The organism is Actinomadura sp. GTD37 (genome assembly GCF_041951365.1).
GTDB lineage: Bacteria > Actinomycetota > Actinomycetes > Streptosporangiales > Streptosporangiaceae > Spirillospora.
Genome location: NZ_JBGNUS010000006.1, coordinates 381,230 through 395,960 on the forward strand (window position 1 = coordinate 381,230; position 14,731 = coordinate 395,960).

16 protein-coding genes are annotated in these 14,731 nt (G+C 76.6%); 8 read left to right on the forward strand and 8 right to left on the reverse strand.

Annotated features, from left to right (window positions below; genetic code table 11):
* Positions 1–11: 11 nt before the first annotated feature.
* Entirely contained in the window at positions 12–761 is a 750-nt protein-coding gene (locus tag ACA511_RS29260) for an SDR family oxidoreductase (RefSeq protein ID WP_375027855.1), read from the reverse strand.
* Positions 762–831: 70 nt separating this feature from the next.
* Here ACA511_RS29260 and ACA511_RS29265 point away from each other — a divergent pair, with 70 nt between their 5' ends.
* Positions 832–1,737 (forward strand): LysR family transcriptional regulator, encoded by a 906-nt coding sequence (locus ACA511_RS29265; protein ID WP_375027856.1) that lies wholly within the window; start codon positions 832–834, stop codon positions 1,735–1,737.
* A gap of 15 nt (positions 1,738–1,752) precedes the next feature.
* Here the strand turns inward: ACA511_RS29265 and ACA511_RS29270 are convergent, their stop codons facing one another.
* Positions 1,753–2,763, reverse strand: coding sequence for a 3-oxoacyl-ACP synthase III family protein (locus ACA511_RS29270; protein WP_375027857.1), 1,011 nt, complete (start codon positions 2,761–2,763; stop codon positions 1,753–1,755).
* A gap of 147 nt (positions 2,764–2,910) precedes the next feature.
* Here ACA511_RS29270 and ACA511_RS29275 point away from each other — a divergent pair, with 147 nt between their 5' ends.
* From ACA511_RS29275 to ACA511_RS29285, 3 genes are all read left to right on the forward strand, one after another.
* Positions 2,911–3,933 carry an ACP S-malonyltransferase gene (locus ACA511_RS29275; protein ID WP_375027858.1) on the forward strand — a complete coding sequence of 341 codons (1,023 nt, stop codon included), beginning with the start codon at positions 2,911–2,913 and terminating at the stop codon, positions 3,931–3,933.
* Positions 3,933–5,687, forward strand: a complete 1,755-nt coding sequence (locus ACA511_RS29280) for a hypothetical protein (protein WP_375027859.1) — start codon at positions 3,933–3,935, stop codon at positions 5,685–5,687. Before ACA511_RS29275 ends, ACA511_RS29280 begins: the two co-directional genes overlap by 1 nt.
* 155 nt (positions 5,688–5,842) lie before the next feature.
* The gene (locus ACA511_RS29285) at positions 5,843–6,418 is read left to right on the forward strand and encodes a TerD family protein (RefSeq protein WP_375027860.1); all 576 of its coding nucleotides are present in this window, start codon (positions 5,843–5,845) and stop codon (positions 6,416–6,418) included.
* A 60-nt stretch (positions 6,419–6,478) separates the two neighbouring features.
* Here the strand turns inward: ACA511_RS29285 and ACA511_RS29290 are convergent, their stop codons facing one another.
* Together ACA511_RS29290 and ACA511_RS29295 are read right to left on the reverse strand one after the other, a co-directional pair.
* Positions 6,479–6,898, reverse strand: coding sequence for a RidA family protein (locus ACA511_RS29290; protein WP_375027861.1), 420 nt, complete (start codon positions 6,896–6,898; stop codon positions 6,479–6,481).
* 25 nt (positions 6,899–6,923) lie between these two features.
* Positions 6,924–8,687 carry an AMP-binding protein gene (locus ACA511_RS29295; RefSeq protein WP_375027862.1) on the reverse strand — a complete coding sequence of 588 codons (1,764 nt, stop codon included), beginning with the start codon at positions 8,685–8,687 and terminating at the stop codon, positions 6,924–6,926.
* A gap of 174 nt (positions 8,688–8,861) precedes the next feature.
* On the opposite strand from ACA511_RS29295, the gene ACA511_RS29300 reads away from it, so the two are divergent.
* Positions 8,862–9,641: an HAD-IIA family hydrolase gene (locus tag ACA511_RS29300; protein ID WP_375027863.1), complete on the forward strand. Its 780-nt coding sequence runs from the start codon at positions 8,862–8,864 to the stop codon at positions 9,639–9,641.
* A gap of 20 nt (positions 9,642–9,661) precedes the next feature.
* Here ACA511_RS29300 and ACA511_RS29305 read toward each other — a convergent pair whose 3' ends face one another.
* Positions 9,662–10,090: an ester cyclase gene (locus ACA511_RS29305; RefSeq protein ID WP_375027864.1), complete on the reverse strand. Its 429-nt coding sequence runs from the start codon at positions 10,088–10,090 to the stop codon at positions 9,662–9,664.
* A gap of 53 nt (positions 10,091–10,143) precedes the next feature.
* On the opposite strand from ACA511_RS29305, the gene ACA511_RS29310 reads away from it, so the two are divergent.
* Positions 10,144–10,767, forward strand: coding sequence for an IMPACT family protein (locus ACA511_RS29310; protein ID WP_375027865.1), 624 nt, complete (start codon positions 10,144–10,146; stop codon positions 10,765–10,767).
* Positions 10,768–10,776: 9 nt separating this feature from the next.
* Here ACA511_RS29310 and ACA511_RS29315 read toward each other — a convergent pair whose 3' ends face one another.
* The gene (locus ACA511_RS29315) at positions 10,777–11,562 is read right to left on the reverse strand and encodes an alpha/beta fold hydrolase (protein WP_375027866.1); all 786 of its coding nucleotides are present in this window, start codon (positions 11,560–11,562) and stop codon (positions 10,777–10,779) included.
* A gap of 84 nt (positions 11,563–11,646) precedes the next feature.
* Here ACA511_RS29315 and ACA511_RS29320 point away from each other — a divergent pair, with 84 nt between their 5' ends.
* Positions 11,647–12,219: a TetR/AcrR family transcriptional regulator gene (locus tag ACA511_RS29320; RefSeq protein WP_375027867.1), complete on the forward strand. Its 573-nt coding sequence runs from the start codon at positions 11,647–11,649 to the stop codon at positions 12,217–12,219.
* A gap of 105 nt (positions 12,220–12,324) precedes the next feature.
* A complete protein-coding gene (locus tag ACA511_RS29325) occupies positions 12,325–13,104 on the forward strand; it encodes a sulfite exporter TauE/SafE family protein (RefSeq protein WP_375027868.1) in 780 nt (259 codons plus the stop codon).
* Between the two features lie 13 nt (positions 13,105–13,117).
* Here the strand turns inward: ACA511_RS29325 and ACA511_RS29330 are convergent, their stop codons facing one another.
* Both ACA511_RS29330 and ACA511_RS29335 read right to left on the reverse strand, forming a co-directional pair.
* The gene (locus ACA511_RS29330; protein WP_375027870.1) at positions 13,118–14,056 is read right to left on the reverse strand and encodes a GlxA family transcriptional regulator; all 939 of its coding nucleotides are present in this window, start codon (positions 14,054–14,056) and stop codon (positions 13,118–13,120) included.
* Between the two features lie 7 nt (positions 14,057–14,063).
* Entirely contained in the window at positions 14,064–14,657 is a 594-nt protein-coding gene (locus tag ACA511_RS29335; RefSeq protein ID WP_375027871.1) for a cysteine hydrolase family protein, read from the reverse strand.
* Between the last annotated feature and the right edge of the window lie 74 nt (positions 14,658–14,731).

Sequence of the window (14,731 nt, forward strand, 5' to 3'; positions counted from 1 at the left end):
CAGAGGTTCCCCTACCAGGGGACGGGGCCGGCGTCGTCGAAGAACCCGCCGGTCGGGCCGCCGTCGTCCAGGGTGGCGAGGCGGATCGCGATGGCGGCGCCCTGCTCGGCGGTCCGGTCGGTCGTCCGGCCGGTGGCGCGGGTGAACTCCGCCGTGAAGTCGGTGGCGCAGGCGCCCGGCGCGGCGGCGTTGACCAGGATGCCGGTGCCGCGCAGCCGCTTGGCGTACTGGATCGTCAGCATGTTCAGCGCCGCCTTGGACGCCGGGTAGGCGGCGGAGGCGGCGGTGTTCCAGAAGTAGTGGTCCGGGTCGGTCATCGCGGTCATCGACGCGGTGCCGCTGGAGACGTTGACGATCCGTCCCGCCGGCGCCGCGCGCAGCAGCGGCAGCACCGCGTTGGTCACCCTGATCACGCCGAACAGGTTGGTGTCGAACACCCGCCGGACGACGCCGAGGTCGGCCTCGTCCGGCGGGTGGACGGGGTCGCCGGAGATGCCGGCGTTGTTGACCAGCACGTCCAGGCGCCCGGTCGCCGCGGCGACGAGCCCGGCCGCGGCGGCCACCGACGCCGGGTCGGTGACGTCGAGGGGCAGCGCGCGGGCGTCGTGGCCGGCGTCCCGCAGCCGCGCCGCGGCCCGCTCGCCCAGACCGGGGTCGCGGGCGCCGAGCAGGACGGTCATGCCGCGTCCGGCGAGCCCCCGCGCGATGGCGTGCCCGATGCCCTTGTTCGCCCCGGTCACCAGGGCCGTCTTCGTCGTCATGCCCCCACTCCACCACCGGGGGCGCCGCCGGCTCCAACACCGATCGCGCCGCGATCAATACCCTGGAGGCATGGATGCGGCGGACCCGGCGAGCCCGGCGGACCCGGTGAGCACGGTGGAGACGCGTGAGCTCGCCTACTTCCTGGCGGTGGCGCGGGAGCTGCACTTCGGCCGCGCCGCCGAGCGCCTCGGCATCGCGCAGCCGCCGCTGTCGCGGGCGATCGGGCGGCTGGAGCGGCGCCTCGGGGTGACGCTGCTGGAGCGCACCAGCCGCCGGGTCGTCCTGACCCCGGCGGGGGAGACGCTGGCGGCCGAGGGCGCCGCCGCGCTGGACGCCGTCGCGGCGGCGGTCCGCCGCACCCGCCGGGCCGGCGGCGCCGGGCCCCGGCTGGTCCTGGCGATGAAGCCCGGCGGGGACGGCGGCGGCCTGCTCCCGGGGATCCTGGCCGCCTACGAGCGCGAGCCGGACGCGGTTCCGGTGGAGATGCTGCTCGGGTACGGGGCCGACCGCGCGCTGCGGGACGGCCGCGCCGACGCCGCCCTGCTGTACACGCCGCGGCAGGACGCCGCCGGCCTGGCCACCGAGCCGCTGCTGGAGGAGCGGCAGGTCGCCGTCCTGCCGAGGAACCACCGGCTGGCGGGCCGCGCCGAGGTGTCGATGGCCGACCTGGACGGCGAGGTCCGGCCGCGCGCCGCTCAGGGGCCGGGCCCGGCCTCTGAGGGGCAGCCGGTCGGCGACGGCGGACAGCTGATGCAGCTGATCGCGCTCGGCCGGGCGGTGGCGGTGCTGCCGGAGTCGATGCGGGGCCTGCTGCGCGCGGACCTGGCGGCGGTGCCGGTGCGGGACGCGGCCCCGACCACGCTGGTGCTTGCGTGGCCGGAGGCGTCCCGGTCGCGGTCGCTGGCGGCGTTCGTGCGCTGCGCGGTCGCCGTCGCGGCCGAGAACCGCCGCGCGCCGCGCTCACGCACGCGCTGAACCCCGCGCGCGGGGTCAGGCGGGCGGCCAGGTGAGGAGGGCGTGGCCCCAGGTCACGCCCGCGCCGAACCCGGCGAGCAGCACCAGGTCGCCGGGCGCGAGCCGTCCGGTGCGCACCGACCGGTCCAGGGCGTAGGGGATGCTGGCGGCGCCGATGTTGCCGACGTCCTGCCCGACGATCGCCAGCTGGTCCGGGCCGAGCCCGGCGCCGGGGGCGAGCGAGGCGACCAGCCGCGGGTTGGGCTGGTGGGGGACGACCAGGGACAGGTCGGCGGGCTTGATCCCGGCCGCCTCGGTGGCCTCGGCGACCACGCGGGGGAAGATCCGGGTGATGAAGCCGCGGACGGCGCGGCCGTCCATGCGGATGGTGTGGCCGAGCCCGGCGAGGGTGTCGGCGCTGGCGGGCAGGCGGCTGCCGCCCGCGGGGATGAGGACGTCGTCGGCGCCCGAGCCGTCGGACCCGAGCGTGACCGGGCCGATCCCGTAGGGCGCGGGGACGGGCCCGAGCACCGTGGCGCCGGCGCCGTCGCCGAACACCGCGATGGTGCCGCGGTCGGCGGGGTCGAGGAACCGCGAGTACACCTCGACGCCGACGACCAGCGCGTACGGGGCCGAGCCGCGCTGGGTCGCCAGCCAGCCGAGCGCGGCCTGCAGCCCGAACACGTACCCGGTGCAGGCGGCGGCGACGTCGAACGCGGCGGCGCGGCGCGCGCCGAGCAGGGCCTGCACGCGGCAGGCGGTGGACGGGGCGACCAGGTCGGGCGTGGAGGTGCCGAGGACGATCAGGCCGAGGTCGCCGGCGTCCAGCCCGGCCGCGTCCAGGGCCCTCGCGGCGGCGGCCGCGGCGAGGTCGGAGGCGGCCTGCCCGGGTGCGGCCAGGTGCCGGCGGACGATCCCGGTGCGGTCCTCGATCCAGGACGGCTCCAGGCCCAGCGAGCGGGACAGGTCCTCGCTGCGGACGCAGCGGTCGGGCAGGTAGGCGCCGGTCCCTCGAATCGCCCATCCCGCGTCATGCCTCACGGCCATGCTCTTCCCCCTTGCACCACTGCCGGTTGCCAGAGCGACTCCACGAGTGAATAATCCCATTTCAGGGTTTATGTTCCATAACTGAGCGATAAGCGGCCTTTATCCGAATGGCAAAGTGAGCCTTCCTTCCAGGTAAGGAGACCCCGCGTGCCGTCCACCGCGTTCCGCCCCGCCGAGGAGCTCAAGCCCGACGACGTCTGCGCCTTCCTCTTCCCCGGCACCGGCTCGACCGGAGTCCCCGACCTGCCCGCCCTCGCCCGCACCGGGCCCGGCGCCGCCCGCGCCGTCGCCGACGTCCTCGACGCCGCCCAGGAGGGCCTGCCCGCCACCGGATGGCCGTCCCTGCGGACGATCCTGCTCGACGACCCCGCCGCCTACCGCGACGCCTCCCGCACCCCCGGCGTCGCCCAGCTGTGCGCCTACGCCGCCTCCGTCGCCGTCGACCGCGCCCTGCGCGCCGCCGGCGTCCACCCCGGATACGCCGTCGGGCAGAGCTTCGGCGAGATCGCCGCCCTCGTCAGCGCGGGCGCGTTCACCATCGCCGACGGCGCCCGCATGGCCGCCTCCGCCGTCGGCGTCCTGGCCCGCCGCGGCCGCGGCGGCGGCATGGCGCTGCTGGAGGCCGGCGAGGACGGCGCCCGCGCCTGCATCCAGGCCGCCGGCGCGCCCGACGTCGTCGTCGCCTGCCTGAACGCGCCGACCGTGACGATCGTGTCCGGGCCCGACGCGCCCCTGGAGGCCGTCGTGGCCGCCGCCCGCGCCGCCGGGACGCGCGCCGCGCGCCTCGCCGTCCCCTACCTGTCGCACCATCCCGCGATGGCCGGCGCCGACGACGAGTGGTACGCGATGATCCGCCGGCTTCCCCAGCGGCCCCTGGAGGTGCCCGTGCACTCACCCGTCCGCGGCCGCGCCTACCACGACGGCGACGACCTGCACCGCGCCCTCGCCGACTGCATCGTCGGACCCGTCCGGCTCCCCGACGCGCTGCGCGCCGTCCACGCCGCCGGCGCCACCGTGTTCACCGAGGCCGGCCCCGGCGACGCGCTGTGCCAGTGCGCGCGCCTCACCGTCCCCGGCGCGCGGACCCTGGCGCCCCTGCGCGACCGCCCCCGGCACGGCCGCGCGGGCAAGGCCGCGCCCGGCGTCGCCCCCCGCGAAGAGGAGCGCTGATGGACGCCGAGACCCGCGCCCGCCTGGACAAGGCCGTCCCCGAGGAGTTCTTCGCCTACCCCGACGGGCTCACCGCCCGCGAACGCCAGGCCCTCACCTACGACCGGCTGCGCCGCGCCGGCCTCGCCGCGCCGCCCGCCGCCGAACTGCTGGCCGACCCGCCGGCGCTGTGCGCGCTGCTGGACCGCGCCGCGATCGCCGACCCGGCCCTGTTCCACGTCATGCTGCTGCACTACACCCTCGCCCTCGGCCCCATCCTGCGGTTCGGCGACGGCCGCGACGGCGCCCGGGACGCGCTGGAGTCGATGGACGCGGCCGGGACGCTGCTGATGACCGAGGTGGGCCGCAGCAACAGCCACCTGTCGCCCCGCACCATCGCCCGCCACGACCCCGCCACCGGCGGGTTCGTGCTGACCACCCCGGACGCGCGGGCCGCCAAGTTCCCCACCAACACCGCCCACCCGGACGTCGCCAAGACCGCCGCCGTCTACGCCACCCTCGTCCACGGCGGCGAGGAGCGCGGCGTGTTCGTGTTCGCGGTGCCGCTGCGGGGACCCGGCGGCGCCGTCCCGCCCGGCGTCCGCATCGTCCCCGCGCCCGAGACGACCGGACTGCAGATCGACTACGCCGCCGTCCTCCTGGACGGCGTCCGCGTCCCCTACGAGGCGTGGCTGCGCGACGGCGCCGCCATCGGCGCGGACGGCGCCTTCCACGACCCCGCCGGGGACCCCGCGGCGCGGCTGACCCGCTCGATGGGCATCGCCCCGCAGGTGTGGCGCGCGGTCGTCTCCGCCTCCGCCGCGATCACCCGGGCGTCCGCCGCGATGCTGCTGGCGCACTCGGCCGGCCGCACCACCCTCGGCCGGCTCGCGCCCCGCCGCCCGCTGACCGACTACCGCAACCAGCAGGAGGCGGTGCTGGGCGCGCTGGCGTCGGCGTACGCGCTCACCGCCGTCGCCGCGCACGCCACCGCCCCCCGCCCCGGCGGCCCGCCCGCGTCCGGGCGGGGCGGGGCGGACGCGGGCGGGCGGGGCGGGCCGGTCACGGCGTGGGCGCCGTGGTCGGCGGTCGACCGCGACCTGGCGCTGCTGAAGGCCGCCGCGACCGCCCAGGCGCAGGAGACGGTGTCGGTGTGCCGCGTGCACAGCGGCGCGCCCGGCTTCGCCGCCGTCGAGCGCCTCAACGCCTACCGGGGCCTGACGCACGCCTACCAGAACGCCGGCGGCGACAACGAGCTGATCCTCTACGACACCGCCCGCGCCATGGCCGACCGGGACCGCTACGTCCCGCCCGAACCCGAGGCCGGCCCGCCCGACGGCGGCGACCTGGACTCCCCGGCCGTGTGGCTGTTCCTGGCCCGCGACACCGAACGCCGGATGGGCGACCGGCTCGCCGCCCGGGTCCAGGCCGCGCTCGGCGGCGGCGCCGACGCCTTCGCCGCCTGGAACGGCAACCTGGCGCTGGCCGCGCGGACCGCCACGGCCTGCGCCGACCGCGTCGTCCTGGAGATCCTCGCCGCCGCGTCCGGCGCCGGGCAGGGGACCGTGCTGCGGCTGCACGCGCTGAACCTCCTGGAACGCCGCGCCGCCGACCTGCTCAACGAGGGCGTCGCCCCGCCCGGCATGCTGGACGAGCTGTGGGCGGCGCGCCGCCGCGCCTGCGACGAGCTGGCGCCCCGGGCCGGGGAACTGGCCGCCGCGTTCGGGCTGCCCGCCGCCGTCACCGCCCCCACGGCCTTCCTCACCGGCCCCTGACCGCGTCCCCTACGCTCGGGATCGGACGAAACGGCACGCCACGCCGCGAATTCGCCAAGGAGCCGGGGGAACCGGCGCGGGATGGCTACCGTTCTCGTAAGACAGGCCGATCGCGGGTGACCGCACCCGCAGTCCCGATACGGAGGTAGACAACAGTGGGAGTCAGTCTGAGCAAGGGCGGCAACGTCTCGCTGACCAAGGAGGCTCCCGGACTGACCGCCGTCGTGGTCGGTCTGGGCTGGGACGTGCGGACCACCACCGGGACCGACTTCGACCTCGACGCCAGCGCCCTGCTGGTCTCGGCGGAGAACAAGGTGCTGTCGGACCAGCATTTCGTCTTCTTCAACAACCTCAAGAGCCCCGACGGCTCGGTCGAGCACACCGGCGACAACCTCACCGGCGAGGGCGAGGGCGACGACGAGCAGGTCAAGGTCAGTCTCAACACGGTCCCGGCCGAGGTCTCCAAGATCGTGTTCCCGGTGTCGATCTACGACGCCGACAGCCGCCAGCAGAACTTCGGGCAGGTCCGCAACGCCTTCATCCGCGTGGTGAACCAGGCCGACAACAGCGAGCTCGCGCGCTACGACCTGTCGGAGGACGCCTCGACCGAGACCGCCATGGTGTTCGGCGAGCTGTACCGCAACGGCGCCGAGTGGAAGTTCCGCGCGGTGGGCCAGGGCTACGCCTCCGGCCTGTCGGGCATCGCCTCCGACTTCGGCGTGAACGTCTGACCGCGGCCCCGTGCCCGCGGGGCGCCCCGGTCCGCCGGGGCGCCCCGCCCGGCGTCCGGGTCAGCCCGCGGGGACGACGGCGAGCGCCTCGACCTCGATGAGCAGGTCGTCGCGGACGAGCCGGGACACCTCGATCAGCGACGCCGCCGGCGACACGCCCGCGGGGACGAACTCGGCGCGCACGGCGCGGACGACGCCGACGCCGGAGGCGTCCCGCAGGAAGTACCCGAGCCGCACGACGTGCTCCCAGCCGGCCCCTGCGGCGGTGAGCGCGGCCTCCAGGTTGCCGAACACCTGCCGGGTCTGGGCCTCGAGGTCGCCGGGGCCGACGAGGTTCCCGGCGCCGTCCAGGGCGATCTGGCCGCTGACCACCACCAGGCGGCCCGGGACGTCGACGGAGATCACATGGCTGTAGCCGGGGCCGGGCGCCAGGCCGGGCGCGTCGATCCGCCGGATGCCGGGGTGCGGTTCACTGCTCATCACAAGATCACTTTACTCGCCCCGGTCAGCTGAGCAGTTCCTCGCGCAGCCGGGTCTTGAGGATCTTCCCGCCGGGGTTGCGGGGGAGCGGCTCGTCGCGGAACCACAGGTGGGCGGGCACCTTGAACGCCGCGATCCGCCCGCGCAGGAACGCCGCTATCTCCTCCCCGGTCACCGCCGTCCCGGGGCGCGGCACCACGACCGCGCCGACCTCCTCGCCCAGGACCTGGTGGGGGACGCCGATGACGGCGCAGTCGGCGACCGCCGGATGCTCGTACAGCGCGGCCTCGACCTCGGCGCAGTAGACGTTCTCGCCGCCGCGGATCAGCATGTCCTTGGCCCGGTCGACGATGTACACGAACCCGTCGGCGTCCAGGCGGGCCAGGTCGCCGCTGTGGAACCAGCCGTCCACGAACGCGGCGGCGGTCGCGTCGGGCTTGTTCCAGTAGCCCTTGATGACGTTCGGTCCCTTGATCAGCAGTTCGCCGACCTCGCCGGCCGGCAGCTCGTCCCCGGCCGGGCCGACGACCTTGACGTCGCAGACCGCGACGGGCGGGCCGACGCTCTCGGGCCGCTCCAGGTAGTTCACCCCGCCGTTGTAGGTGGTGACCGACGAGGTCTCGGTCAGGCCGTAGCCGTTGCCGGGCACCCGCTCGGGCAGCCGCTCCCTGATCTTGTCGACCAGGGCGGGCGCGGCCGGGGCGCCGCCGTAGCTGACGCCGGTGAGGCTGGAGGTGTCGTACCGCCCGAAGTCGGGGGACGTCAGCACCTGCCACGCCATGGTGGGCACGCCCCCGAACCCGGTGACCCGCTCCCGCTCGATCAGCTCCAGCGCCCGCCGGACGTCCCACTTGTACATCAGCACGACCGTGCCGCCCTGCAGCGCGCTGGTCACCAGCACCGAATGGCAGCCGGTGGCGTGGAAGAACGGGACGCTCAGCAGCGTCACCCGCGGCTGCGGCGCGGTCAGCTCCTCGATCGTCCGGCCCGCGCGGAACCCGGCCGACATGATCCCGTAGGCGAGGCTGACGGGGTTGGTGGTGATGTTGCGGTGCGTGCCCAGGGCGCCCTTGGGGCGTCCGGTGGTGCCGGAGGTGTAGAAGATGGTGGCCTCGTCGTCGGGGTCGACGGCCACCTCGGGCAGCGACGCCGCGGCCGGGTCGCCGGGATCGCCTGCGGCGTCGGCGAACGCTTCGGCGCCCTCGGGCAGGGGGCCGTCGGCGCGGGCGACCAGGCAGGCGACGCCCAGGCCGGGCAGCGCCCCGGCGAGCCTCTCGGCCCGCTCGGCGTCGGCGACCAGGACCTTCGCGCCGCTGTCGGCCAGCCCGTACTCCAGCTCGGCGGCGCTCCACCAGGCGTTCAGCGGCACCACGACCGCGCCGGCGACGGCGGCGCCGAAGAACGCCACCGACCACTCGGGGTAGTTGCGCATCGCGATCGCGACCCGGTCGCCCTTGGCCACCCCGTACCGGTCGACGAGCCGCCGCGCGAACGCGGCGGCGCGGGCGTAGTGCTCGGCGAAGGTGACGCGGTCGCCGTCGTAGACCAGGAAGGCGGCGTCGCCGTGGGCGCGGGAGATCTCCAGGACGTCGCGGAGGGTGGTCGGGGCGTTCTTCCAGACCCGGGTCCGGACGCCGCGGATGTCGGCCTCGTCCATCTCGAACAGCCGTCCGGGCGCGGTCATCGCCGCCCTGACCTCGGCGATGCGCGGCAGCCCGCCGTCCAGCACGCCCCCGTCCCGCATGCCGGGGTTCCGCACGTCATTCGCCTGCACTTCACGGTCCTGCACGTCGCGCCTCCCGCGGGTGACGGCGCGCCGCCGCGCGGCCCGATCGCCGAACACGATTCGGTGCGCCGTGCCGAGAATCTATGATCCACATCACGTGCAGGTCAACGCCCCGGGCCGGGCCGGCCGCGCGGGCGGACGGCCCGAGCGAAGATCCCCACCTGCGACAATGGGGGCATGACCGAACGCGGGCCGATCGAGTACTGGCTGTCGGACATGGACGGGGTCCTGGTCCACGAGGGGCGCCCCGTGCCCGGCGCCGAGGAGTTCATCGGGCGGCTGTCGGCGTCCGGCACGCCGTTCCTCGTCCTGACCAACAACTCGATCTACACCCGGCGGGACCTGTCGGCCCGGCTCGCGGCGGCCGGCCTCCAGGTCCCCGCCGAGTCGATCTGGACGTCCGCGCTGGCCACCGCCCGGTTCCTGGCCGACCAGCGGCCCGAGGGGTCGGCGTACGTGATCGGGGAGGCGGGGCTGACCACGGCGCTGCACGAGTCCGACTTCGTCCTCACCGACATCGACCCCGACTACGTGGTGCTGGGGGAGACCCGCACCTACAGCTTCTCCCAGATCACCCGCGCGATCCGGCTGATCGAGGGCGGCGCCCGGTTCGTGGCGACCAACCCCGACCCGGTCGGCCCGTCCCCGGAGGGGTCGCTGCCCGCCTGCGGCGCGGTCGCCGCGATGATCACCCGGGCGACGGGCGTGGAGCCCTACTTCGTCGGCAAGCCGAACCCGCTGATGATGCGGACGGCGCTGAACGTCGTCGGCGGGCACAGCGAGTCCACGGCCATGATCGGCGACCGGATGGACACCGACGTCGTCGCCGGCATCGAGGCCGGGCTGGAGACGATCCTGGTGCTGACCGGCGTGACCCGCAAGGAGGAGATCGCCCGGTTCCCGTTCCGCCCGAACCGGGTCGTCCCCTCCATCGCCGACCTCATCGACCTGGTCTGACCCGCCGGGGCGGGGGCCCGTCAGCCGAGGGCGCCGAGCGCGGTCATCATGCCGAGCACGTCCGAGACGACCCAGTACTCGGCGAACCGGCCGTCCTCGGCGCGGAAGATGTCCTGCCCCCGGAACGACACGGGCGTGCCGGGGGCGGCGGTCGCGCCGGGGATGCCGCCCCGGTAGGAGCCGTGGAAGCTCCACGCGGCGGCGACCATGCCCCCCTCGCCCCCGCCGGGGACCGTGCCGACGACCGGCCCGGCGTCCAGGGTGGTGCGGACGCCGGTGAAGTACTCGTGGGAGCGCCGGACCTGCTCGGCCGCCTCGTCCGGGCCGTGCACCTCCAGGTTCGGCCAGTGCCCGGTGAAACCCGGCGTGAGGATCTGCGCGGCCACGGCGAGGTCGCCGCCCCACACCTCGAACAGCCAGCGCCGGTACAGCGCGTCCAGAGGATCCATGCCCACAACGCTGACCCGCGGCGCGCCCGGTCAAACATAGACTCGGAGACCTCATGCGCATGATCAGGCAGGGCGGCACGCGCGAGCTGGAGATCCGCAGGTCCCGGTTCGTGTGCACGCTCGCCCGCGCCGCCGGGGAGGCCGAGGCGGTGGCGTTCATCGCCGCGCACCGGCGCGCCCACCGCGACGCCACCCACAACTGCACCGCCTACGTGGTCGGCGAGCACGGCGAGATCGCCAAGAGCAGCGACGACGGCGAACCGGCCGGGACGGCGGGCGTCCCGATGCTGGAGGTGCTGGTGCGCCGCGGCCTGACCGGCACCGCCGCGGTCGTCACCCGCCACTTCGGCGGGGTGAAGCTCGGCGCGGGCGGCCTGGCCCGCGCCTACGCCCAGGCGGTCGCCGGCGCCGTCGACGCCGTCGGGGTCGTGGAGCTGCGCCCGGTGGTGACGGTCACCGCCCGCCTGGACCACGCGCTGGCGGGACGGTTCCTCGGCGACCTGCACGCCGCCGGCCGCCGGCCGGGCGACGTCCGCTACGGGGCGGCCGTGGAGGCGGACGTCACCGTGCCCGCCGCGGACCTGGAGGCGTTCGAGGCGTGGGCCGCCGAGGTCACCGCCGGGCGCGCGTCGCTGCGGCGCGGCGCGGCCGGCCACGTCGAGGTCCCGGTCGCCTGACCGGCAGGGTCAGCCGAGGAACCCGGCCAGGACGGGCGCGAGCGCGCCGGGCGCGACGTCGTGGGTCTGGCCGTCCAGGGTGCGGTGCGTCCCGGCGGGCAGCAGCGCCGCGACGCGGTGGGCGGTGTCGCGCATCCACGCGGGGCTGTCGCCGCCGTCCATGACCAGCGCGGGGGCGGTGACCCGCTCGATGAGCGCGGTGGGGATCGCGCCGCCGCCGGCGTCGTCCATGACGGCCGAGTCGTAGGCGAGGGTGGGCGCGAGGGCCTCCAGCGCGGGCCACACCGGCGCGTTCCGCGCCTGCGCGATCATCTCGGCGGGCATCCCGACGCCGCCCATGAACAGCGCGAGCGCGTCGCCGCGGCGGCCGTCGGCCAGCAGCCCGGTCAGCTCGGTGTTGTAGGCGCGGGACCGGGTGAGCCGGTCGTCGTGCCCGGTGTGGAACGGCGGCTCGAACAGCGCGAGCCGGGTGACGGGCAGCCCGCGGGCGGCGGCGCGCAGCGCCAGCACCGCGCCCGACGACATCCCGTACACCGCGGCGGACCCGCCCGCCGCGCCGAGCACGGCGGCCAGGTCCTCGATCTCGCGGTCGACGGAGTAGGGCGGGGTGTCGCCGCTGTCGCCGCGGCCGCGCCGGTCGTAGGCGAGGACGGTGTGCCGGCCGGCCAGCAGGGCGGCGAGCGCGGCGCCGGAGCCGCGGTCGTTGAGCGCCCCGCCGACCAGGACCAGGGCGGGCCCGGCGCCGGTCCGGTCGAAGGCGATGCGGGTGCCGTCCTTGGAGTACACGGTTTCCATGAGGGTGTCCTTCCCCGTTCGGCGGCCCAGGACGGCGCCGTTCCCACCCCACCACTGATCGGGCGGCGGTGTACCCTTCCCGCGATGAGCAGGGGGACGATCGACGGCGACCAGGTGAGGGCGGGGATCCTGGACGCCGCCGCCGCGGTCCTGGCCGAGCGCGGCGAGGCGGCGGGCATGGCCGACATCGCCGAGGCCGCCGGGGTGGCGCCCGCGGCGCTCGGCCGCTACTTCCCCGGCCGCGACGCCCTGCTGGACGCGCTGTACGAGGCCGCGCTGGCCGACCTGGCGGCGCGGCTGGAGGACGCCCGCCTGGACTCGGCGCCGATCGAGGAGGCCGTCGCCGCGATGACGCGCGCGACGATAGCCGCGACCAGCCGGTACCGGGCGCTCGGCCTGCTGGAGAGGACGCCGCGGGAGGCCCGCCGCGTCGAGCGGCAGCTGGCGGGGCCGCTGCGCGCGGTGTTCGAGCGCGGCGCCGCCGGGGGCCGATTCCGCGGCGACCTGCCCGTCCACACGCTCGCCGAGCTGTACTTCAGCCTGCTGGAGGGCGTGGTGTCCCGCGTCGTCCGGCAGCGGCTGGGCGTGGAGGAGGCCAGCGCCGCCGTCACGACCCTGTTCCTGTCCGGCGCGCTGGCCCCGCCGCCGCGCCCCTGACGGGCCCGTCCCCGCCCGTCTCGGGGCGGGCGGCTGTTCTACGCTGGGCGGCGCGCTGCCGCCGGTGCCGGCGGGCGCGGGCATGCGGAGGCGAGGTGGCGGCCGGTGGCGGGGCTGGAGCCGGTGGTGATCGCGGGCCTGGTGCTGCTGGGGCTGGCGGCCGGGGTCGGGATCACCGCGGTGGGGCCGGGCGGGGTGCTGATCACGGTGGGGCTGTTCGCGTTCACCGGGCTGTCGCCGGCGGAGGTGGCGGGGACGGCGATCGTCACCAACGTCGCGACGGGGCTGCTGGGCACGGCCGTCTACACGCGGTCGGGGCAGCTGCGGGAGCCGGCGACGCGGCGGACGGCGGCGCTGCTGGCGGGCGGCGCGGTCGTGGGGACGCCGCTGGGCGTGCTGGCGAACGGGCTGGTGACGGGCCGGGTGTTCGGCGTGCTGCTGGGGGTGTTCGTCGCGCTGACCGCGGCGCTGGTGCTGTGGCGGCGGCCGGGCGGCGCGGACGGGCCGGGCGGGCCGGACGGGCCGGGCGGTCCGGGGTGGCCGGCGGCGGTCGCGGTGGGGGCGGGGGTGGCGGTGGTGGGCGCGATGTTCGGTGTCGGGGGGCCGCTGCTGAGCGTCCCGCTGCTGCTGGCGCTGGGGATGCCGGTGCTGCCGGCGCTGGCGGCGGCGCAGGCGCAGTCGGTGGTGATCGCCGGGATCGGGACGGCCGGGTACGTCGCGGCGGGCGCGGTCGACTGGCCGCTGGCGGCGCTGATGGGCGTCCCGGAGCTGGCGGGGGTGCTGGCGGGGTGGGTGATCGCGCGGGCGGTTCCGGCGGCGGCGCTGAAGGCCGCGCTGGTGGTGAGCCTGCTGGTGCTGGCGCCCTACGTGGCCCTGCACGGCTGAGCCGCGGCCCGGTCTAGGCGCGGGCGCGCAGGCGGCGGAGCATGCGGGCGTCGGTGAACCCGGCGGCGCGGGCGGCGGCGTCGGCGGTGGCGCCCTGCCCGATGAGGTGCTCGGCGTGCTCCAGCCGCAGTTCCTGCTGGTAGCGCAGGGGCGTGCGGCCGGTCGCGGCGGCGAAGCGGCGGGTCAGGGTGCGTTCGCTGACGCCCGCGGCGGCGGCGAGGCGGTGCAGCGGGAGGGGGCGGGTGTAGCAGGAGTCGATGAGGTCCTGCGCGCGGTGGACGGCGTCGGACAGGTGGGCGCGGTGGCGGAGCATGGCGCCGGCCTGCGGCTGGTCGCCGTTGCGGCGCGCGTACACGACCATGGCGCGGGCGACGCGGGCGGCGGCGCCGGGGCCGTGCCGGGCGGCGACCAGGTGCAGGGCGAGGTCGATGCCGCTGGCGATGCCGGCGGAGGTGATGACGCGGCCGTCGGTGACGTACAGGACGTCGCGGACGACGGTGGCGCGGGGGTGGCGGCGGGCGAGGGCGTCCTGCAGTTCGTGGTGGGTGGTGCAGCGGCGGCCGTCCAGCAGGCCGGCGTGGGCGAGGGCGAACGCGCCGGCGCAGACGCTGGCGACGGCGCCGCCGGCGGCGTGGTGGGCGGCCAGCCGGCGGGCGGCGTCCGCGGAGACCGGCGGGGCGTGGGGCGCGCCGTCGGCCCACCGCCATCCGGGGACCACGACGAGGTCGGCGGGGGTGAGGTCGGGCCAGGCCGCGGGCGCCCGCAGCGGCAGGCCCTGCGCGGTGGGGACGTCCTCCCGCCCGTCCGCCGCCGCGCCGCCGCCGGGGCGGTCGGCGGTGTAGGCGAGCCGGTAGGGCAGGCCGGTGTCGGCGGCGGTGGAGAACACCTGGGCGGGGCCGGCGAGGTCGAGCAGGTGCAGTCCGGGGACGAGCAGGAAGACGACGCGGTTCACGATCCGGTCACACTAGCGCGGCGGGTGCGAGGTCGTCGAGGGAGGCGATGGCGGCGAAGCGTCCGGCCAGCGCGTACTCGGTGCGGGCGATGATCTGGCCGGTGGGCAGGGTGGCGGGGTCGGCGAGGATCTCGGCGAGGTCCCGGCCGGGCGGGGCGTCGCGGTGCTCGATCGGGAAGGTGGCGGTGGCGTCGGTGACGAAGGTGACGCGGTAGCCGAGGTCGGCGGCCAGCCGGGCGGTGGTCTCGCAGCACTGCTCGGTCTGGATGCCGCAGACGGCGACCTCGCCGACGCCGCGGGCGGTGAGCAGCTGCTGCAGCCCGGTGGTGGTGAAGGCGTTGCGGGAGGTCTTGGTCAGGACGGGCTCGCCGGGGCCGGGGGCCAGGCCGTCCATGAGGCGGACGTGGCCGAGGCCGGGGTCGAAGGGGCCGCCGGTCGCGGGCTCGGCGTGCAGGATCCACACGACCAGGTCGCCCGCGGCGCGGGCCGCGGCGGCCAGCCGGGCGGCGCGCGCGGCGATGTCGGGCGCCGACACCGCCGCCCAGTTCGGGCGGCGGCGGAAGGACTCCTGGACGTCGATGACGAGTAGCGCTCGGTTCATACGGTCGATCCTGGCTCCTGCGGGCGCGCCGCGGCAGGCGTCATCGCGGCGCGATGCGGAACGATCCGGTCAGC

Bases quoted from the DNA above. Each gene is read 5' to 3' on its own strand.
- ACA511_RS29260 (WP_375027855.1), bottom strand. From the start codon at position 761: ATGACGACGAAGACGGCCCTGGTGACCGGGGCGAACAAGGGCATCGGG.
- ACA511_RS29265 (WP_375027856.1), top strand. From the start codon at position 832: ATGGATGCGGCGGACCCGGCGAGCCCGGCGGACCCGGTGAGCACGGTG.
- ACA511_RS29270 (WP_375027857.1), bottom strand. From the start codon at position 2,763: ATGGCCGTGAGGCATGACGCGGGATGGGCGATTCGAGGGACCGGCGCC.
- ACA511_RS29280 (WP_375027859.1), top strand. From the start codon at position 3,933: ATGGACGCCGAGACCCGCGCCCGCCTGGACAAGGCCGTCCCCGAGGAG.
- ACA511_RS29290 (WP_375027861.1), bottom strand. From the start codon at position 6,898: ATGAGCAGTGAACCGCACCCCGGCATCCGGCGGATCGACGCGCCCGGC.
- ACA511_RS29300 (WP_375027863.1), top strand. From the start codon at position 8,862: ATGACCGAACGCGGGCCGATCGAGTACTGGCTGTCGGACATGGACGGG.
- ACA511_RS29305 (WP_375027864.1), bottom strand. From the start codon at position 10,090: ATGGATCCTCTGGACGCGCTGTACCGGCGCTGGCTGTTCGAGGTGTGG.
- ACA511_RS29310 (WP_375027865.1), top strand. From the start codon at position 10,144: ATGCGCATGATCAGGCAGGGCGGCACGCGCGAGCTGGAGATCCGCAGG.
- ACA511_RS29315 (WP_375027866.1), bottom strand. From the start codon at position 11,562: ATGGAAACCGTGTACTCCAAGGACGGCACCCGCATCGCCTTCGACCGG.
- ACA511_RS29320 (WP_375027867.1), top strand. From the start codon at position 11,647: ATGAGCAGGGGGACGATCGACGGCGACCAGGTGAGGGCGGGGATCCTG.
- ACA511_RS29335 (WP_375027871.1), bottom strand. From the start codon at position 14,657: ATGAACCGAGCGCTACTCGTCATCGACGTCCAGGAGTCCTTCCGCCGC.